The 17,736-nt window shown below is 71.3% G+C and carries 19 protein-coding genes; 13 read left to right on the top strand and 6 right to left on the bottom strand.

Annotation, left to right across the window (positions count from 1 at the left end):
• Positions 1 to 5: 5 nt before the first annotated feature.
• Together ACIOEW_RS18480 and ACIOEW_RS18475 are read right to left on the bottom strand one after the other, a co-directional pair.
• Positions 6 to 575 carry a hypothetical protein gene (locus tag ACIOEW_RS18480; protein WP_401964664.1) on the bottom strand — a complete coding sequence of 190 codons (570 nt, stop codon included), beginning with the start codon at positions 573 to 575 and terminating at the stop codon, positions 6 to 8.
• Entirely contained in the window at positions 572 to 1,147 is a 576-nt protein-coding gene (locus ACIOEW_RS18475) for a hypothetical protein (RefSeq protein WP_401964663.1), read from the bottom strand. Before ACIOEW_RS18475 ends, ACIOEW_RS18480 begins: the two co-directional genes overlap by 4 nt.
• Positions 1,148 to 1,386: 239 nt before the next feature.
• On the opposite strand from ACIOEW_RS18475, the gene ACIOEW_RS18470 reads away from it, so the two are divergent.
• The 3 genes from ACIOEW_RS18470 to ACIOEW_RS18460 all read left to right on the top strand — a co-directional run bounded on the left by ACIOEW_RS18470 (position 1,387) and on the right by ACIOEW_RS18460 (position 2,982).
• Positions 1,387 to 1,791: a DUF1992 domain-containing protein gene (locus ACIOEW_RS18470; RefSeq protein WP_401964662.1), complete on the top strand. Its 405-nt coding sequence runs from the start codon at positions 1,387 to 1,389 to the stop codon at positions 1,789 to 1,791.
• Between the two features lie 47 nt (positions 1,792 to 1,838).
• Positions 1,839 to 2,330, top strand: coding sequence for a GNAT family N-acetyltransferase (locus ACIOEW_RS18465; RefSeq protein ID WP_401964661.1), 492 nt, complete (start codon positions 1,839 to 1,841; stop codon positions 2,328 to 2,330).
• Positions 2,331 to 2,466: 136 nt separating this feature from the next.
• On the top strand, positions 2,467 to 2,982 hold the full coding sequence (locus ACIOEW_RS18460) for a DUF6328 family protein (RefSeq protein ID WP_362545629.1): 516 nt from the start codon (positions 2,467 to 2,469) through the stop codon (positions 2,980 to 2,982).
• 12 nt (positions 2,983 to 2,994) lie between these two features.
• Here the strand turns inward: ACIOEW_RS18460 and ACIOEW_RS18455 are convergent, their stop codons facing one another.
• Both ACIOEW_RS18455 and ACIOEW_RS18450 read right to left on the bottom strand, forming a co-directional pair.
• Positions 2,995 to 3,822 carry a VOC family protein gene (locus ACIOEW_RS18455; protein ID WP_401964660.1) on the bottom strand — a complete coding sequence of 276 codons (828 nt, stop codon included), beginning with the start codon at positions 3,820 to 3,822 and terminating at the stop codon, positions 2,995 to 2,997.
• Positions 3,823 to 4,015: 193 nt separating this feature from the next.
• The gene (locus tag ACIOEW_RS18450; protein WP_362545635.1) at positions 4,016 to 4,348 is read right to left on the bottom strand and encodes a DUF6479 family protein; all 333 of its coding nucleotides are present in this window, start codon (positions 4,346 to 4,348) and stop codon (positions 4,016 to 4,018) included.
• Positions 4,349 to 4,557: 209 nt separating this feature from the next.
• On the opposite strand from ACIOEW_RS18450, the gene ACIOEW_RS18445 reads away from it, so the two are divergent.
• From ACIOEW_RS18445 to ACIOEW_RS18415, 7 genes are all read left to right on the top strand, one after another.
• Positions 4,558 to 4,950, top strand: a complete 393-nt coding sequence (locus ACIOEW_RS18445; protein WP_362545638.1) for a hypothetical protein — start codon at positions 4,558 to 4,560, stop codon at positions 4,948 to 4,950.
• A 94-nt stretch (positions 4,951 to 5,044) separates the two neighbouring features.
• Positions 5,045 to 5,611: a 2Fe-2S iron-sulfur cluster-binding protein gene (locus tag ACIOEW_RS18440; RefSeq protein ID WP_401964659.1), complete on the top strand. Its 567-nt coding sequence runs from the start codon at positions 5,045 to 5,047 to the stop codon at positions 5,609 to 5,611.
• On the top strand, positions 5,608 to 6,594 hold the full coding sequence (locus ACIOEW_RS18435) for an FAD binding domain-containing protein (RefSeq protein WP_401964658.1): 987 nt from the start codon (positions 5,608 to 5,610) through the stop codon (positions 6,592 to 6,594). Before ACIOEW_RS18440 ends, ACIOEW_RS18435 begins: the two co-directional genes overlap by 4 nt.
• 80 nt (positions 6,595 to 6,674) lie before the next feature.
• Positions 6,675 to 8,774: a xanthine dehydrogenase family protein molybdopterin-binding subunit gene (locus tag ACIOEW_RS18430; protein ID WP_401964657.1), complete on the top strand. Its 2,100-nt coding sequence runs from the start codon at positions 6,675 to 6,677 to the stop codon at positions 8,772 to 8,774.
• Positions 8,775 to 8,964: 190 nt separating this feature from the next.
• Entirely contained in the window at positions 8,965 to 9,468 is a 504-nt protein-coding gene (locus ACIOEW_RS18425) for an ATP-binding protein (RefSeq protein ID WP_362545647.1), read from the top strand.
• A gap of 177 nt (positions 9,469 to 9,645) precedes the next feature.
• Positions 9,646 to 11,058: an NADP-dependent succinic semialdehyde dehydrogenase gene (locus tag ACIOEW_RS18420; protein ID WP_401964656.1), complete on the top strand. Its 1,413-nt coding sequence runs from the start codon at positions 9,646 to 9,648 to the stop codon at positions 11,056 to 11,058.
• Between the two features lie 99 nt (positions 11,059 to 11,157).
• Positions 11,158 to 13,545 carry a phosphoketolase family protein gene (locus tag ACIOEW_RS18415; RefSeq protein WP_362545653.1) on the top strand — a complete coding sequence of 796 codons (2,388 nt, stop codon included), beginning with the start codon at positions 11,158 to 11,160 and terminating at the stop codon, positions 13,543 to 13,545.
• 54 nt (positions 13,546 to 13,599) lie between these two features.
• Here ACIOEW_RS18415 and ACIOEW_RS18410 read toward each other — a convergent pair whose 3' ends face one another.
• Positions 13,600 to 13,923, bottom strand: a complete 324-nt coding sequence (locus ACIOEW_RS18410; RefSeq protein WP_362545656.1) for a plasmid stabilization protein — start codon at positions 13,921 to 13,923, stop codon at positions 13,600 to 13,602.
• Positions 13,924 to 13,998: 75 nt separating this feature from the next.
• Positions 13,999 to 15,114 carry a chemotaxis protein gene (locus ACIOEW_RS18405; RefSeq protein ID WP_401964655.1) on the bottom strand — a complete coding sequence of 372 codons (1,116 nt, stop codon included), beginning with the start codon at positions 15,112 to 15,114 and terminating at the stop codon, positions 13,999 to 14,001.
• A gap of 124 nt (positions 15,115 to 15,238) precedes the next feature.
• On the opposite strand from ACIOEW_RS18405, the gene ACIOEW_RS18400 reads away from it, so the two are divergent.
• The 3 genes from ACIOEW_RS18400 (at position 15,239) to glsA (ending at position 17,734) form a co-directional block, all read left to right on the top strand.
• Positions 15,239 to 15,733 carry a DUF1269 domain-containing protein gene (locus ACIOEW_RS18400; protein WP_401964654.1) on the top strand — a complete coding sequence of 165 codons (495 nt, stop codon included), beginning with the start codon at positions 15,239 to 15,241 and terminating at the stop codon, positions 15,731 to 15,733.
• An 82-nt stretch (positions 15,734 to 15,815) separates the two neighbouring features.
• Positions 15,816 to 16,382 (top strand): hypothetical protein, encoded by a 567-nt coding sequence (locus ACIOEW_RS18395; RefSeq protein WP_401964653.1) that lies wholly within the window; start codon positions 15,816 to 15,818, stop codon positions 16,380 to 16,382.
• A gap of 14 nt (positions 16,383 to 16,396) precedes the next feature.
• Positions 16,397 to 17,734: a glutaminase A gene (glsA, locus tag ACIOEW_RS18390; protein ID WP_401964652.1), complete on the top strand. Its 1,338-nt coding sequence runs from the start codon at positions 16,397 to 16,399 to the stop codon at positions 17,732 to 17,734.
• Positions 17,735 to 17,736 lie beyond the last annotated feature (2 nt).

The raw sequence follows: 17,736 nt of genomic DNA, 5'->3' as shown, positions 1-17,736 counted from the left end.
GCGCCTCACACGTTCAGCAGCCGTTCGGTGAGGTCGCGGTAGTGCTGCAGGGTGACCCGCAACTCCTCGGTTCGCATGCCGGAATCGTCGTCCCGTCCCGCGGTGCCGAGTGTGCGCCGGTACTCCTTGAGTGCGTCCGTGAGGCCGTCGACGGCTGTGTCGAACGTGCTCTCGGCTTCCTCGACCGCCTGGCGCGGGCTCTCGACGAACTCGCTCACGGCGTGCTGGAGCCGCTCGGAGAGCCGGTGGTGGTCATCGGCCGGGAAGAGGGGGCGGGGTGCGCCGGGTGTGCTTCCCCCGGCGAACGGCCGGCCGCCGGATACCGATTCACCGGGCGTGCCGTCGCCGGGCAGGGCGGCCGCGACAGGGGCCTTCATGTGCGGCTTCCCGGCCGGGGGGCCGTCCGGCTTCCGCGCGGTACCTGCTGCTCCGGCGCCCGTGGGGCCGGAGTCCACCGCGCGGGTGTCCGCTGCGCCGTGGACCGGTGTGCGGTCGGGGGCGGCGGCCCTGGGCTTCTCGGCCACTTCGGGGACCTCGGTCTGGATGCGAGGTGTGGATCGCGCGTCGTGAGTCATGCCGTGCCACTTCCTTCCGCGTGGTGCGGGTGCCGGCGGACCGGCCGGTCCGTGCCGTTCGAGGCGAGCACGTCGAACAGGCCGCGGGCCTCCAGCATCGCCTCCCGCATCTCCTCCGTACCGCCGTCGCCCTGTTTGGCGGCGTGCACCCGGCGATAGCCGTTGACGTGTTCGGCGTGGTGGACGGAGAGTGCGGCACTCTGTTCGCCGAAGTCCCTGCCGTCGGGGAAGCCCAGGTCGTGGGCCAGTTCGGCCAGCAGGGCGTCCGCCTCGGCGACCGCCTGCTGCGGCGCGTCCACGAAGCCGGCCTCGATCCGCGTCCACCGGTCCTCGTACTGCGAGCGCGCCTCGGGCGTCAACGGACGCTCGTGCAGGGAACGGTGCCGCTTCAGCCGCTCGTGCAGCTCGTGTTCGGCGGCCCTCGCGTCGCCGTGATGGCGTGCGACGGTCCGGTCGTACTCGGGTCCGAAGCGTCGCCGGATCCCGCGCCCGCCCGTCTGCCGTGCGTAGAGGAAGGCCAGTGCGCAGGCCGCCACGAGGGCGACCGCGACGATGATCAGTACGGTCGTCATGGTCACCACTCCTGCCGGTTCTCGGTCCGCATGTCGCTGTGTTCCACTCTCACCATCCCTTTCGGATCGTGCCCCGGCGCCGTATCGGCCGGGCGTGCTGCTCGTGTACCCCGCCGGCCGCGTTCAAGGCCCCGAGGCTGGCCGCCGACTGCGTTCCGGGCGGGCTCCGGCCGCCGCTGAACGGCCTTTGGGTATCGTGAAGAGGCTGCATCACACGCATCTCCGAGAGGGGCATCACGGTGACCGAGCGCAAACCCGCGGGCGTCAGCTTCGAGTCGTGGGTCGACAAACAGATTCGTGAATCCGAACAGCGTGGTGACTTCGCCCAGCTGCCGGGATTCGGCAAACCGCTCGAAGGCCTTGACCGCCCTTACGACGAGGCGTGGTGGATCAAGGCGAAGATGCAGCGCGAGGGTGTGTCCGTGCTTCCGCCTTCGCTGGCCCTGCGCAAGGAGGCGGAGGACACTCTCGCGGCGGTGCCGGGGACACGGACCGAGTCCGAGGTGCGGCGGATGCTGAACGAGATGAACGAGAAGATCACCGAGGCCGTGAGGCGTCCGCCGCAGGGACCGCCCCTGAACCTGAAGCCGTTCGACGTCGAGGCCCTGGTCGAGGAGTGGCGCACCGCCCGACGCTCTCCCTGAGGCTGGCGGCGGCTCCTTGCCCGTCCCGGGTGCGTAATACTCGATATATGAGATCAGGCATTACGTCGCGCGGGCGCCGGGTTCTGGGCGAAGACGTGGGGATCAGACGGGCCGATGCCCGGGACACGAAGCGTCTGACCCGGCTGGTCCGGACCTCCGGCGCCTATGAGGGGCCGTACGCGCCCATGGTCGCCGGGTACCGGGTGGGGCACGACTACGTCGAGACGCACAGGGTCTTCGCAGCCGTGGGCGAATCCTCTGATCGGCTGCTCGGTTTCTACGCACTGATCCTCGACCCGCCCGAACTCGATCTGATGTTCGTCGCCGACGATGCGCAGGGCGCAGGCATCGGACGCGTGCTCATCGGGCACCTGAGGGACGAAGCGCACGAGGCCGGCCTCGCCGAGGTGCGCATCGTGTCGCATCCGCCGGCCGAGGGTTTCTACAGGAGTGTGGGAGCCCGACGGACCGGCACCGTGTGGGCCGCGCCGCCGGCGGTGATGTGGGACCGTCCCGAACTGATGCTGCCTGTCACCTGAGGTGGTCGGGAGGGGGCCGGAGCGTTTCGCGACATGGGCCGGCACCCGCTCACTGGACGGGTCCCGGCCCACCCGGAGGTCTACCGTGTGGGAACAGGGCGCCGTAACAGGCGCTGCACCTACCGGACGGAGGTCCATGGTGAACCCACCCGGGGAGGAGCACGGCAGGGACCGGGGATGGGGTCGCCAGGAGACGGCGGAGGAGCGGGCCGACCGCCGGTGGACCGATCTGCTCCAGGAGCTGCGCGTAGCCCAGACCGGCGTGCAGATCCTCTTCGGCTTCCTGCTCGCCGTCGTCTTCCAGCCGCGCTTCGTGGATCTCTCCGACACCGATCGCACGATCTACGTGGTCACGGTGATGTTCGGCTCCGCCACGGCAGGTGCGCTCATCGGACCGGTGTCGTACCACCGGCTGCTCACCGGACGGCGGCTGAAGCCCCAGACGGTCACCTGGGCGTCACGCCTGACCGTGATCGGGCTGATCCTGCTGTTCTGCACGATGTGCTCGGCGCTCCTTCTCATCCTGCGGGTGGCGTTGCACAACGCGCTCGCCCTCTGGCTGGTCGGTGGGATGGCGCTGTGGTTCCTGGTCTGCTGGTTCGTCTTCCCGGCCTGGGCTCTGACCCGGTCCCACAGCCGCCGGGAGAGATGACGGTGCCCGCGGTCAGGCCGTGCCGGTGGCCCCGGCCTTGTGGATGTCCGTGAGTGTGAAGAGGCCGCCGTCCGGATCGACCAGCGTCGCCTCGCGTCCCTCGGGCCGGGAGAGTTCCTCGATCAGAGAAGCGCCGTGCTCATGTGCCGACGCAATGGCGGCGCTGACGTCGTCCACCGGGAAATTGACCTGCCAGTGCGGACGGATCAGCGGCTCGGGGGCCGACTCGACCGCCCCCGAGCTGATGCGGGCCAGCTGGCGTCCGCCGCACTGCACGATCACCTCGTCCTTCGCGTACGCCACCTCACAGGAGCCGGGCCGACCGCTGGCCCAGTCCAGGACCTCGCCGTAGAAGATCGCGGCGTCGAAGGCGTTCCGCGTGCGCAGCCGCAGCCAGGCGTGCGCATGGCCGTCCGGGGCGGGCGGCGAGGTCGCGGGCGCGGTCCGCTCCCAGATGCCGAACCCCGCGCCGTCCAGGTCGGCGGCCAGCGCGCCGCGCCCCTTGCCGAGTGCCAGCGGGCCCACCGCCACGGTGCCGCTGCGCTCCCGGATCCGGGCAGCCGTCACATCGGCGTCCTGGACGGCGAAGTACGGCGTCCACGCCACCGCGACGCTGAAGGTGGTCGCCACGGCGCCGATCCCGGCGACGGGTACGTCACCGCGGCGGGCGACCGAGAACTCCTGGCCGAGCTTGCCCGGCCGGAACGTCCAGCCCATCACCGGGCCGTAGAACTCCTGGGCGGACTCAAGGTCCCGGGTCATCAGGTTGACCCAGCAGGGTGCCGCCGGCCCGGTCAGCGGTGCGGGCGCGGATGCCGTGCCAGGGGTGCTTCCGGTCATGGTCCTACTGCCTTCATGGGGAGTGCGGCAGGTGTGTGCCGTGGCCTTCGGGACTTCACCAGCCTCACCGCGGGCGGGCGCTCTCGCAACACGCGGCACCGCCACCCGGGGCGGCCACCGCGCGGGCGGCCCGGGGGACAGAAGTTCCGGGGCGGTGGCGGAAGCAGCCCCCCGGAACCGCGACGGAGGCCGGTCAGTCGCGCCGCTCGTCGTTGTCCCGGTGGATGGTCTCGTTCCCGTGGTCGCCGAGCTCGTAGGGCGACAGCCCCCGGCCGTCGGCGGGGAAGTCGTCGTCCCCGTGGACGTCGCGCTCCTCGACGTGGGTGCGGTGGTCCGGTGCCACCGGCTGCTCCTCGGGCCGGGGCGGTGGCAGTTCCTCGGCGCGCCGGCGCCTGCCCAGCCAGACGGCGCCGATCAGCACAGCCACCAGGATCACGCCGACAACGCCCATCACCGCCCCGGTCGCGCCCCGTCCGTCCGCGAGGGTGAGGGCCAGGGAATTCAGGGCTCCATCCGATACGTCCATGCTTGCCGGATACCCCAGGGAGGGGCCGTCACTCGGCTCTGGCATGGAATTCATGTTTTAAGTGGATATCAACACCGAAAGTGTTTGGGACGGGTGAGGCTGTTCGTCGCGGCTGCCCGCTGGGTACCCGCCGGATACCCGGGTCGCCCGTGTCGCAGGCCTCCGCCTGCGGGGTGAGCCTGGAGGTAACCCCTTGGGAAGGAACCGCGGTGAACAGCACACAGGACAAGCAGCAGTCCGAGGCAAGCCGGGACGGCCGTGAGGTGTCGGTCGTCGTCAGCGGGTGCGAGAAGGACGACGCGCGCACGGTCTTCGACGTGCTGCGGGCCGCCTTCGTCACCGACCGGGCCTCGGTCGACGTACCGCAGGACGTCACCGGCAAGCGGCCCACGGCGTGGGTCGTGACCGTCGACGTCACCGAGGCCCGGGTGGTGTCCGGGCCGGTGCGGCTCGGTGCGCCCGTCACCGCCGACGTGCAGGGCGGCTACTGGGCGGTCGACCGGCTCCGGCAGAGCCTGGCGGGCGCCTTCACCGTTCGGGTCGTGGGCACCGTGTCCGGTGACCAGGAGGAGGAGGTCCGTCTGCGGCTGGAGAACAAGTAGGCCGAACGCTCCGCCGGCCCGGGTTCATGACGCGGAGCCGCCGCCCGACTGGTAGAAAGCGGACGAAACGACCTCTCTCGAAAGGTGCAGCCACGTGGACCCGACCAGCCTGAGGAGGGGCGGCGAGGGGGAGGGGCGGGCGACAGGCCACCATTCCGCCCTCACCCTGAACATCAATGGAACCGAGCGCACCCTGACGCTCGACCACCGCACCACGGTCCTGGACGCACTGCGCCTGCACCTGGGCCTGACCGGGGCGAAGAAGGGCTGTGACCACGGACAGTGCGGCGCCTGCACCGTGCTCGTCGACGGCCGGCGCGCCAACAGCTGTCTGCTTCTGGCCGTCGCCCATGACGGAGCCCGGATCACCACGGTCGAGGGCCTGGCCGACGGCGACCGGCTGCACCCGCTCCAGGCGGCCTTCCTGGAGCGGGACGCCCTCCAGTGCGGGTACTGCACGCCGGGCCAGATCTGCTCGGGCATCGGGGTGCTGGGTGAGGCTCAGGACGGCTTCCCCTCCCACGCCACCGCGCACACCGCGCCCGTCGTCGCCCCGGCGCCCCTCGATGCCGCCGAGATCCGTGAACGGATGAGCGGCAACCTGTGCCGGTGCGGCGCGTACCCCCGCATCGTCGAGGCGATCGGGGACGTCGCGTCGTGAAACCGTTCGCGTATCTGCGCGCAGCATCGGTCGCCGAAGCGGTCCGCGAGCGCGCCGCCCATCCCGGTGCCCGGTTCCTGGGCGGCGGCACCAACCTGGTCGACCTGATGAAGCTCGGTGTGGAGAATCCAGGCCTGCTCATCGACGTCAGCCGGCTGCCACTCGACCGGGTGACGGACACCGCCGACGGAGGACTGCGCATCGGAGCCACCGTCCGCAACAGCGATCTGGCTGCCCATCCCGCAGTGCGTACGCGCTATCCCGCGCTCTCCCAGGCGCTGCTGGCGGGGGCCTCCGGGCAATTGCGCAACACCGCCACCACCGGCGGTAATCTGCTCCAGCGCACCCGCTGTCCGTACTTCCAGGACACGTCGAAGCCCTGCAACAAGCGGGAACCCGGCAGCGGCTGCCCGGCTCGCGCGGGCGTCCACCGCGACCTTGCCGTCATCGGTCACTCCTCCGCGTGCGTCGCCACCCACCCTTCGGACATGGCGGTGGCGCTCGCCGCCCTCGACGCCGTGGTCCTCCTGCAGGGACCGGACGGGGAACGGACCGTGGCCGTCACCGACTTCCACCGGCTGCCCGGGGACGAACCGAGCGTGGACACCGTGATCCGGCCGGACGAAATGATCACCGAGGTGGTCCTGCCGCCGCTTCCCGACGGTGCGGTCTGCCTCTACCGCAAAGCCCGCGACCGCGCCTCGTTCGCGTTCGCCCTGGCCTCCGTGGCTGCTGTCCTGCGTGTACGCGAAGGGCGGATCGAGCACGCCGCGCTGGCGTTCGGCGGACTCGCCCACCGGCCGTGGCGCGCCCGCACCGCCGAGGAGGCACTGCGCGGCGCACCTGCCACCGATGCCGCGTACCTGAGCGCGGTGGACGCCGAGCTCGCCGCGGCCCGGCCGCTGCGCGACAACGCCTTCAAGGTGGCCCTGGCCCGCCATCTGGCGGTCGACGCCCTGGCCGCACTCGCTGCCCGCCTCTGAAGCCGCCCGCCCCTGAAGCCGCCCGCGTCCGAAGGTGCCTCCCCCTGAGGCCCGCCCCCGAAGAGCCGAGGAACCCCGCCATGAGCCACGCCGCCCAGCCGCTCGGCGCCCCCGTCGTCCGCCGCGAGGGCCGGGACAAGGTGACCGGCGCCGCGCGCTACGCCGCCGAGCTCAACCTGCCCGGCTGTCTGTACGCCTGGCCCGTGCCGGCCACCGTGCCCTGCGGACGGGTCACCGCGATCCGGACCGCCGACGCTCTTTCACTCCCCGGCGTCCATGCCGTCCTCACCCACGAGAACGCGCCACGGACCGAGGAGCCGGACGACCCGATCCTCGCCGTCCTCCAGAACGACCGCGTGCCGCACCGGGGCTGGCAGATCGCCCTCGTGGTGGCCGACACCCTCGAAGCCGCGCGGGCAGGCGCGGAGGCGCTCCACATCACCTACGAGAGGGCCGCACACGACGTCGTCCTCACCGAGGGGCACGCCGGTCTGTACACCCCGCAGAACGCCAACGGCGGGTACCCGGCCGTGCGTGAACGCGGCGACTTCGACCGCGCCTTCGCGGCAGCACCCGTTCGGGTGGACGCCACGTACACGATCGGGCCGCTGCACAACCACCCCATGGAGCCGCACTCCTCGACCGCCCACTGGTCGCCGGACGGCCGCCTCACCCTGTACGACTCCAGCCAGGGCGCCACCAAGGTGCGCGACAGCCTCGCCACCGTTTTCGGACTCCGGTCGGACCAGGTCACCGTCGTCTCGCGGCACGTCGGCGGCGGTTTCGGCAGCAAGGGCACGCCGCGCCCCCAGGCCGTTCTCGCCGCCATGGCCGCGCTCCACACGGGACACCCCGTGGAGCTCGCCATGCCCCGGCGCCACATGGCGGCCGTCGTCGGCCACAGGGCGCCCACCGTGCAGCGCGTCCGGCTCGGTGCGGAGAGCGACGGCACTCTCACCTCGGTGGCCCACGAGGTCATCACCCACACCTCCACCGTCAAGGAGTTCGTGGAGCAGGCCGCCGTACCGGCCCGCGTGATGTACGGATCCGCACACAGCCGGACCGTCCACCGGGTCACCCCGCTCGACGTCCCGAGCCCTTCGTGGATGCGCGCCCCGGGCGAGGCGCCCGGCATGTACGCCCTCGAATCGGCCGTCGACGAACTCGCCTCGGCCGTCGGGATCGACCCCGTCGAACTGCGGCTGCGCAACGATCCGGCGGAGGAACCCGACTCCGCCAAGCCCTTCAGCAGCCGCAACCTGGCCGCATGTCTCCGGGACGGAGCGGCACGCTTCGGCTGGAGCGACCGTGACCCGCGTCCGGGAGCCCGCCGGGAAGGCCCCCTGCTGCTCGGTACGGGCGTCGCCGCCGCCACGTACCCCGTCTACGCCGGAGCCTCCCACGCTTCGGCGCACGCGGCGTCCGACGGCTCCTACCGCATTGCCGTCGACGCCACCGACATCGGCACCGGCGCACGGACCGTACTGGCCCAGATCGCCGCGCACGTGCTTCGGACGCCGGTGGAGAACGTGACAGTCGACATCGGCGACAGCGATCTGCCGGACGCCCCGCTGGCCGGCGGCTCCTCGGGGACCGCCTCCTGGGGCTGGTCCGTGCACAAGGCGGCCACCGCCCTTCTGGAGCGGCTCGGCGGGCACGCCGGACCGCTGCCCGCCGGGGGAGTGACCGTCACGGCGGACACCGTCGAGGAGACGGCCGCCGAGTCCGCCTATGCGCGTCACGCGTTCGGGGCCCATTTCGCGGAGGTCGCGGTCGACTCCCGGACCGGCGAGGTCCGAGTGCGCAGGATGCTCGGCGTCTTCGCGGCCGGGCACATTCTCAACTCCCTTACCGCACGCTCCCAGTTCATCGGTGGCATGACGATGGGGCTCGGCATGGCCCTGACCGAGAGCAGCACGGTGGACCCGGTCTTCGGTGACTTCACCGAGAGCGACCTCGCTTCCTATCACGTGCCGGCCTGCGCCGACGTGACCGGCCTGGAGGCGCACTGGATCGACGAGGACGATCCACACCTCAATCCCATGGGCAGCAAGGGCATCGGGGAGATCGGCATCGTCGGCGCGGCCGCGGCGATCGGCAACGCCGTCCATCACGCCACCGGCATCCGCTTTCGCGCGCTTCCGCTCACTCCGGACCGGCTGCTGCCGTATCTGTCCTGAGACCGGTTCGGCTCCGACGGGCGCATCGGTGCCGCTCACCGGGGGTGCGCGGCCCGATGTGTTGCGCAACCGGCTCTGCGGCCTCACCCTAAGGAGTGACCCAGAAGTGACATCTGCTCACTCTTCGTATTCGGGGGTCGTTGGTTGAACGAGGCGAAGCATGTGGGCCTCGATGTGAGGAGCCTCGACGATGACCGTTCCACTCGACCGGCACTATCTGGTCGAACTCCAGGTATCGGCAGAGCGTGTGTCCCAGCTGCGACGAATAGTTGCCGCGCATCTCCGCCACTGGAGTCTCGAACTCCACATCCGGCCCGTGTGCCGTGCTGTGGAGGAGCTGCTGACCAACGTCCAGCGGCATGTCGGTGACGACAACACCTGTGTCCTCGAACTCCGCTGGTCCGGACGGCACCTCACGGTCTCCGTCGCCGACAACGGATCCGATATGCCGCGGCTGCTCCACGAGGGCGGCGGCCTGAGCCGGGTCATGGCCCTCAGTGACAGCTGGGGCACCTGCCGGACGGCCGAGGGCAAGGTCGTCTGGTTCACCCGGTATGCGCAGGAGCCCCAGCACATCGAGCTGGTGCCGCTGCCGCCGCTGCCCGGAGTCCGCGAGTTCCGCCGGCCGCCGGCCGTGGTCACAGAATTTCCCACGGCCGCCCCGGTCCGCACCGACGCTCCCGCCCTCGTCTGAGGCGCGGCACGGATCAGCCCCACGCACCTGTCCCAGCACACAGCCCTCTCCGGCGCGGATCGCATGCCACACGCATGCATGGTCCGCGCCGGTCGGGTATGCGGATGGCGGGGCCCGCGTTGCGCAGCCGCGTGCGGCGCGGCACGGTCGAAGTACCGATGCAAGGAGGCCACAGCCATGCCCATCGCGACGGTCAACCCCGCGAACGGCGAGACGCTCAGGACGTTCGACGCACTGGGAGCGGACGAGATCGAGCGGCGGCTCGCCGCTGCGGACGCCGCCTTCCGGGAGTACCGCACCACCGGATTCGGTGAACGGTCCCGGCTGCTGAACCGGGCCGCCGACCTCCTCGACGAGGACCAGCAGGACATTGCCCGCACCATGACCCTGGAGATGGGCAAGCCCGTCAAGGCATCCCGTGCCGAGGCCGCGAAGTGCGCCAAGGCCATGCGCTGGTACGCGGCCCACGCCGAGGAACTCCTCGGCGACGAGCACCCATCGCCCGCCGACGTGGAGGACTCCGGTGCGTCCCGCGCCTACGTCCACTACCGGCCGCTGGGCACCGTGCTCGCCGTGATGCCGTGGAACTTCCCGCTCTGGCAGGTCGTGCGTTTCGCGGCCCCCGCACTCATGGCCGGCAACACCGGTCTGCTGAAACACGCCTCGAACGTGCCGCAGACCGCGCTGTACCTGGGCGACCTGTTCCACCGGGCCGGTTTCCCGGCCGGCTGTTTCCAGACGCTTCTGGTGGGCTCCGCAGCCGTCGAGGCGATCCTGCGCGACCGCAGGGTGGCCGCGGCCACCCTGACCGGCAGCGAACCGGCCGGCCGCGCCGTCGCAGCCGTCGCGGGCGACGAGGTCAAGCACACCGTCCTGGAACTCGGCGGCAGTGACCCGTACCTCGTGCTGCCCTCGGCCGACGTCGCCAAGGCGGCGCGCACCGCCGTCACCGCCCGCGTCCAGAACAACGGGCAGTCCTGTATCGCCGCCAAACGGTTCATCGTGCACACGGAGGTGTACGAGGAGTTCGCCGAACGCTTCACCGTGGGCATGCGCGACCTGACCGTCGGCGACCCGCTGGAGGAGTCCACCGACATCGGCCCGCTCGCCAGCGAACAGGGACGCACCGATCTGGAGGAGCTCGTCGACGACGCCGTGCGCCACGGTGCGAACGCCCTGTGCGGCGGCGGCCGGCCCGAGGGCTTGACCGGTGGACTGGAGCGGGGCTGGTTCTACGCCCCCACCGTCCTCGCCGGGATCACTCCCGCCATGCGCATCCACCACGAGGAGACCTTCGGTCCCGTCGCCACGCTCTACCGGGCAGACAGCCTGGACGAGGCCGTGGGGCTGGCCAACGACACGCCCTTCGGGCTCAGTTCCAACGTGTGGACCCGCGACGCCGAGGAAAGCCGCCGCTGCATCCGCGACCTGGAGGCGGGCGGCGTCTTCTTCAACGGCATGACGGCCTCGCACCCCGCGCTGCCGTTCGGCGGGGTGAAGCGATCCGGTTACGGACGTGAGCTCGCCGGTCACGGCATCCGCGAGTTCTGCAACGCCACCACCGTCTGGTACGGCCCCGAGCCGCGGTAGCCGGCCACCGCGCACGTCCGCCGAGAGCGGACCACCGCTCACGTACCGCACACGTCCGCCGAGACCGGACCGCCCGCACACGCCCGCAGAGAGGTGACCATGAGCGACGCCCCGCCGTCCTCAGCGACGACCGGCCCGACCGAAGAGGAGATCGCCGCGCTCGACGCGCACTGGCGGGCCGCCAACTACCTGGCCGTCGGACAGATCTACCTGATGGCCAATCCGCTGCTGACCCGACCGCTCGTCCCCGAGGACATCAAGCCCCGGCTCCTCGGCCACTGGGGCACCTCGCCGGGGCTCAACCTCGTGTACACGCACCTCAACCGCGTGATCAAATCGCGCGGCACCCCCGCGCTGTGCGTCTGGGGCCCCGGACACGGAGGCCCAGCCGTCCTCGCCAACTCCTGGCTGGAGGGCAGCTACTCCCAGACGTACCCCGACGTCAGCCGGGACGCAGCGGGCATGGGCCTGCTGTTCAAGCAGTTCTCCTTCCCCGGCGGCGTCCCCAGCCACGTCGCGCCGGAGACACCCGGCTCCATCCACGAGGGCGGTGAACTGGGCTACGCCCTCGCCCATGCCTACGGCGCCGCACTCGACCACCCGGACCTGCTGGTCACCTGTGTCATCGGAGACGGCGAGGCGGAGACCGGGCCGCTCGCCGCCTCCTGGCACGCCAACAAGTTCCTCGATCCCGTCCACGACGGAGCCGTCCTTCCGGTCCTCCACCTCAACGGCTACAAGATCGCCAACCCGACCGTCCTCGCCCGCCTCCCGGAGACGGAACTCGACGCCCTGCTGCGCGGCTACGGACACGAACCCCTGTACGTGGCGGGGGACGACCCCCTCACGGTGCACCGGGCGATGGCCGCCGCGATGGACAGCGCCGTCGACCGCATCCGGGAGCTCCAGGCCGCCGCCCGGACCGGTGGTGACACCGGACGCCCCCGCTGGCCGATGATCGTGCTGCGTACCCCGAAGGGGTGGACCGGACCCGCCGAGGTCGACGGAGTGCCCGTCGAGGGCACCTGGCGCGCCCACCAGGTCCCGCTGCCCGGGGTCCGCGACAACCCAGGGCACCTGCGACAGCTGGAGCGCTGGCTGCGCTCCTACCGGCCCGAGGAACTCTTCGACGCCACGGGAGGCCCCTCGGACCAGGTCCTCGCCTGCGTGCCCGAGGGAACGGCGCGGCTCGGCGCCACTCCGTACGCCAACGGCGGGCTGCTCCTGCGCGATCTGCCGGTGCCGCCCCTCGATGAGCACGCCGTCCGGGTGGACAGGCCCGGGGCCGCTCTCCATGAACCGACCCGGGTCCTCGGCGGCCTGCTGGAGGCCGTCATGGCGGCCACCGCCGACCGGCGCGACTTCCGGGTCGTCGGGCCCGACGAGACGGCGTCCAACCGCCTCGACGCCCTGTACGAGGCCACCGGAAAGGCCTGGCAGGCGGGGACGCTTCCGACCGACGAGCATCTCGCCCGGGACGGCCGTGTCATGGAGGTCCTCTCCGAGCACCTGTGCCAGGGCTGGCTGGAGGGGTACCTCCTCACCGGCCGCCACGGCCTGTTCTCCTGCTACGAGGCGTTCGCCCATATCGTCGACTCGATGGTCAACCAGCACATCAAGTGGCTGCGGACCTCCAGGCGGCTGCCCTGGCGTCGCCCCATCGCCTCCCTCAACTACCTGCTCACCTCGCACGTGTGGCGCCAGGACCACAACGGCTTCTCGCATCAGGACCCGGGCTTCGTCGACCACATCCTGAACAAGAGCCCCGAGGTCGTACGCGTCTATCTGCCGCCGGACGCGAACACCCTGCTGTCCGTGGCCGACCATGCGCTGCGCAGCCGCGACTACGTGAACGTGATCGTGGCCGGCAAGCAGCCGAGCTTCGACTGGCTCACCCTCGACCAGGCCCGTGCACACTGCGCGCGCGGAGCGGGCGTCTGGGAATGGGCGGGCACCGAGGACGGCAGTCGCGAACCCGATGTGGTGCTCGCCTGTGCCGGGGACGTACCCACCCTGGAGACCCTGGCAGCCGCCGGTCTGCTGCGGCGTCACCTGCCGGAGCTGTCCGTGCGGGTGGTGAACGTCGTCGACATGGCCCGGCTCATGCCGCACGGGGAGCATCCGCACGGGATGCCGGACTCCGAGTACGACGCCCTCTTCACCCGCGACAAGCCGGTGATCTTCGCCTATCACGGCTATCCCTGGCTGATCCACCGGCTGGCCTACCGCCGCACCGGCCACGCCCAGTTGCATGTCAGGGGATACAAGGAGGAGGGCACGACCACCACGCCCTTCGACATGGTGGTCCGCAACGACCTCGACCGTTACCGCCTCGTCATGGACGTCATCGACCGTGTCCCGGGTCTGGGCGTCCGCGCGGTGGCGGTGCGTCAGGCGATGGCCGACACCCGGACCCGCCACCACGACTGGATCCGCGAACACGGCACGGACCTGCCGGAGGTGGCCGACTGGACCTGGGAGGGGTGAGCGCACGGCGGAGGCCCGGACGGTTCATCCGTCCGGGCCTCCGCCGTGCGCGGGTCAGCGGCCGACCGCGCGGGCCAGCTCCGCCTTCGTCATCGATGAACGGCCCTTGACGTTCTTGTGCTTCGCCTCTTCGTAGAGCTGGTCGCGGGTGGGGCCCTGCGCACCGCTGTGCGAGCGCAGCCCGCCGCGCCGCGAGGAGGAGATGTCCTCGGTCGACGTACGGCTCGCGGTCCGCGACTCACCTGCGCGGGCGCGCGCCTTGTTGACCGTCCGGGCGGCGATCTCCTCGGCCCGGTCCTCGCCGACGCCGCGCTCCTGGGCGCTCTCCTTGATGTGCTCGTACTGCCGTTCCCGCTTCGGATTCGATCCGCGTGGCATGACACGTTCTCCTCTCGGCGATACGGCCCGGTGACCTCTCCAGTGTGACAAAAGAGGCCGGGCCGTAGCCACTGCTCAGTAGCGCAGTGCCGCCGCGATCCGGCCGTGCTCCTTGAGCGAGTCGTCCGTGACGAACACGACGTCGGCGCCGCTGTCCAGCGCCGCCTCGACCAACTCGTCGACGATGTCCTCGCGGACCTTCTCGTCCGCCGGGTCCGCGGCCTCCCCGCTGACCGGCACCAGGTGCTCCTGGTCGACCCGGACCGTCTGCTGGTGGTGCTCCTCCACCGCCACCAGACCTGCGCGTCCCTCCCGTACGGCGGCCCATACCTCGTCGAGGCCGCCCGCGAAGGCGCGCCGCCCGCGGGCCTCGTCCAGCTTGCCGTCGATCTCCGCGGCGAACCGCTTCTGCCGGGCCTCCAGCGCGGGCCGCAGTTCGGTCAGCAGATCGCTGGGCGTGGTGTCGGCCGGTGCGCCCTTGGTGACCCGGCCGGCCGAACCCTTGGCGCTCTCGCCGACCTCGTCGAGCATCGCGAGCGCCGGAGCGAGGCCCACCAGGTAGAGCGGGCGCGGATCGGTGGCCAGCACCCCGCGCAGCTTCTCGTCCACCGTGCGAAGGAACTGCCGGGTCTCCTCGTCGCTGAAGGTGCTCGGGGTGTCGCCGATCCGCTCCTCGCGCTGCGGGTTGGGCGCCTCGCGCGGAGCCGTCAGCGGGAAGCCGCCGATGTGTTCCTCGTGTGCGGCGTCGGACGTACCGCTGAACAGGGTGGCGTGGTCCGCCGACACGGTGAGTGCCCAGAACGGCTGTGCCTGGGCCTTCGCGGCGACCAGGTTGCGGGTCAGGTAGGTGTCGCTGAGGATCACCCGTTCGGGTGCGGTGCGCGGCAACTGCCAGATCTGGTACTCGTCCGCCGTCGCGAGGACCACCAGCGCGTCCAGGGCCCGGCGCGGATCGACCTCCGCGACCGCCCGGTCGAGCTGCTGCTTGACCGCGGCGCGCACCTCACGGGTGACCCCGGGGTCGGCGTCGAGCCGGTTGCCGGCCTCGGAGACCAGGTTGCGCAGCCGTACTGCGTCCTGGGCGTTGTCCGGGGCGCGCCGATGGGTCGGCATGGTCAGGGAAAGGGCCGGATAGGGCTTGGCCGCGCGGAGTTCTTGCAGCAGGCCGGCGGTCAGGGCATCCGTATCCATCAGTTCGCTCCCGGGGGACTTGCTCCGCACTGCACGTGCGGAGCGGGTGATTCAACGAGTCAATTCATACCGTTTGATCCTAATATGGGCGAATTGGTCATTCCGGGCTCGGGAGGTATGCGCGATGTCCACGCTCACCGTGTGGAAGTTCCAGTCGGCCGAAGGCGCCGAGGAGGTGGAGACGACGCTGAAGTCCCTTCAGAAGGAGGGGCTGATCAAGATCCTGGACGCCGCCGTCGTGAACTGGCCCGCCGACCGCGCCAAGCCGCGCACGAAGCAGCTGCTCAACCTTGTCGGCGCGGGCGCCCTGAGCGGCACCTTCTGGGGCATGCTCTTCGGGCTCATCTTCCTGATGCCGCTGCTGGGCGCCGCCATCGGCGCGGCCGCCGGAGCGCTCGGCGGCAAGCTGGCCGACGTCGGCATCGACGACGACTTCATCGCCGAGGTCAAGGAGAAGATCACTCCCGGCACTTCGGCCCTGTTCCTGCTCACCATGAACGAGGTGCCCGACCGGATCAGCGACGCGCTCCCGGGCGGTGGAGCCGAACTGCTCCACAGCAATCTGGACACCCGGAGCGAGGAACGGCTCCGCGACATCTTCGGCGACGACGCGGCATGACCTCCCGGGAGCCCGCCCCGCGACCGGGCCTCACCCCACTGGCCCCCACCTCCTTTCGTACTTCCGAGCAGACGGAGCGTCCGTGAACCAGACCAGTCCCGTGCGGCGAGCCCTCGGCGGCCGCGCAGTCCGCAGCCTGACCCCCATCGCGCTCGCCGCGGTGATCGTCGCCGGAACCGCGGCCTGCGACAGCTCCGACACCTCGTCACAGGGCACGGCCAAAAGCACCCGCACGCTGTCCGCGGAGCCGGCCGCGTCCCCGACGGCCACCGAGAGCCAGCGCACCCAGGAGGACTTCGCGGCCTCGGTCTCCGCCGATGTGGAACGCAACCGGCAGAAGGCTGTGGCGACGCTCAAGGGCGTCGAGGGGAAGGGCAACGCCGTCGAGGACGTCTCCGTCACCGGTCTCCCGGTCGCGGCGGAGGAACAGTTCCGCAGCGCCCTCGTACGGGTGAGCAACCGCACCGACGAGGCTGCCTTCTACGCTGTGCGCGTGGAATTCGTGGACGCGTCCGGAAAGGTGCTCGACTCCGTGGTGCTCGGCTTCGCCGACGCCCCGCCGAACCGGACGGTCAGCCAGCACGCCAACAGCCGCAAGGCCGCCGGCGTGAAGTCGTTCCCCCGGATCGCCCAGGCCGAGCGCAGCTGACGGCCGGGACCACGGTGAGCGCCGCCACCGGTGCGGTCACGGACGCACTGCGAGACCTGCACATCAGGTACGCCGACGTCGACGACGGCGAACTCGCCGACTACATTCCGCAACTGGCGCTCGCCGACCCGGGCGCCTTCGGGCTGGCCCTGATCAGCATGGACGGTCACCGGTACAGCACGGGCGATGCCGATGTGCCGTTCACCGTCCAGTCCGTGTCGAAGCCCTTCGTCTACGCCCTGGCCCTGTCGCTCCTTGGCCTCGACGAGGTGTCCCGCTGGGTGAACGCCGAGCCCAGCGGCGAGGCGTTCAACGCCATCAGCCTGGAACGCGCCACCGGTCGCCCGGCCAACGCCATGGTCAACGCGGGCGCCATCGTCACCACCGCCCTGATCCCCGACACTCCCGGCGCACCGAGGTTCGGACGCATCCTCGACTGCCTGAGCCGGTTCGCCGGCCGGCGGCTCGACGTCGACGAGGAGGTGTACGCGTCCGAGGCGGCCACCGGGGACCGCAATCGCGCCCTCGCCTATCTCATCCGCAGCACCGGGCCCCTGCCGGTGGACCCGGTGGCTGCGGTGGAGACGTACTTCCGCCAGTGCGCGGTACGGGTCACAGCCCTGGATCTCGCCGCCATGGCGGCGACGCTGGCGCACGGCGGCGTCAATCCGCTCACCGGGGACAGGGTGGTGCCCGAGCCCGTAGCCGCCCAGGTGCTCGCCGTGATGGCGACCTGCGGCATGTACGACGCCTCGGGCGACTGGCTGCTCAGAGTGGGGCTGCCGGCCAAGAGCGGGGTGTCCGGCGGTGTGATCGCCGCAGGGCCCGCACGGTTCGGACTGGCGACGTACAGCCCACTGCTCGACCCGACCGGTACCTCCGTGCGCGGACACCTGGCGATCGGGACGCTCTCGCAACGGCTCGGTCTGCATCTCATGCACAACCCGGCACTGGCGGGCTCCACCGTCACACTGGTCACGACCGCCGACGACCTGCCGACCGCTCCGGCGGGCGAACGGGAGCGCGCCCGCCGTGAACGGGTGGCGGTCGTCGCGGCCCAGGGCGCTCTGGACTTCACCGCGGCGGAGCGCGTACTGCACGCACTCGACGAGGCGGAGCCCGGACGATCCGTCGCCGTGGTGCTCGACCTGCTGAGGGTGACGGACATCGACACCGTGGCCCGGGCGATGCTTCGCAGCGGACTGGCCCGGCTCACCGCCGACGGCAGGCGCGCCGCCGTGGCCGACCCGGACGGCCGCCTGCGGGAGCCGGGCGACGAGGCCGGGGCTCCGCGCTGCTTCGCCTCCCGCGAGGAGGCCGTGGCCTGGTGCACGGAGACGGCCGCGGGCTGAAC

This window comes from Streptomyces sp. NPDC087901, assembly GCF_044742205.1.
Taxonomy (GTDB): domain Bacteria; phylum Actinomycetota; class Actinomycetes; order Streptomycetales; family Streptomycetaceae; genus Streptomyces.
The sequence above is the reverse complement of the archived record's forward strand: the minus strand, read 5'-3'. Positions and strand labels throughout refer to the sequence as shown.

Bases quoted from the DNA above. Each gene is read 5' to 3' on its own strand.
- ACIOEW_RS18480 (WP_401964664.1), bottom strand. From the start codon at position 575: ATGACTCACGACGCGCGATCCACACCTCGCATCCAGACCGAGGTCCCC.
- ACIOEW_RS18475 (WP_401964663.1), bottom strand. From the start codon at position 1,147: ATGACGACCGTACTGATCATCGTCGCGGTCGCCCTCGTGGCGGCCTGC.
- ACIOEW_RS18465 (WP_401964661.1), top strand. From the start codon at position 1,839: ATGAGATCAGGCATTACGTCGCGCGGGCGCCGGGTTCTGGGCGAAGAC.
- ACIOEW_RS18460 (WP_362545629.1), top strand. From the start codon at position 2,467: ATGGTGAACCCACCCGGGGAGGAGCACGGCAGGGACCGGGGATGGGGT.
- ACIOEW_RS18455 (WP_401964660.1), bottom strand. From the start codon at position 3,822: ATGACCGGAAGCACCCCTGGCACGGCATCCGCGCCCGCACCGCTGACC.
- ACIOEW_RS18450 (WP_362545635.1), bottom strand. From the start codon at position 4,348: ATGGACGTATCGGATGGAGCCCTGAATTCCCTGGCCCTCACCCTCGCG.
- ACIOEW_RS18430 (WP_401964657.1), top strand. From the start codon at position 6,675: ATGAGCCACGCCGCCCAGCCGCTCGGCGCCCCCGTCGTCCGCCGCGAG.
- ACIOEW_RS18425 (WP_362545647.1), top strand. From the start codon at position 8,965: ATGACCGTTCCACTCGACCGGCACTATCTGGTCGAACTCCAGGTATCG.
- ACIOEW_RS18420 (WP_401964656.1), top strand. From the start codon at position 9,646: ATGCCCATCGCGACGGTCAACCCCGCGAACGGCGAGACGCTCAGGACG.
- ACIOEW_RS18415 (WP_362545653.1), top strand. From the start codon at position 11,158: ATGAGCGACGCCCCGCCGTCCTCAGCGACGACCGGCCCGACCGAAGAG.
- ACIOEW_RS18410 (WP_362545656.1), bottom strand. From the start codon at position 13,923: ATGCCACGCGGATCGAATCCGAAGCGGGAACGGCAGTACGAGCACATC.
- ACIOEW_RS18405 (WP_401964655.1), bottom strand. From the start codon at position 15,114: ATGGATACGGATGCCCTGACCGCCGGCCTGCTGCAAGAACTCCGCGCG.
- ACIOEW_RS18400 (WP_401964654.1), top strand. From the start codon at position 15,239: ATGTCCACGCTCACCGTGTGGAAGTTCCAGTCGGCCGAAGGCGCCGAG.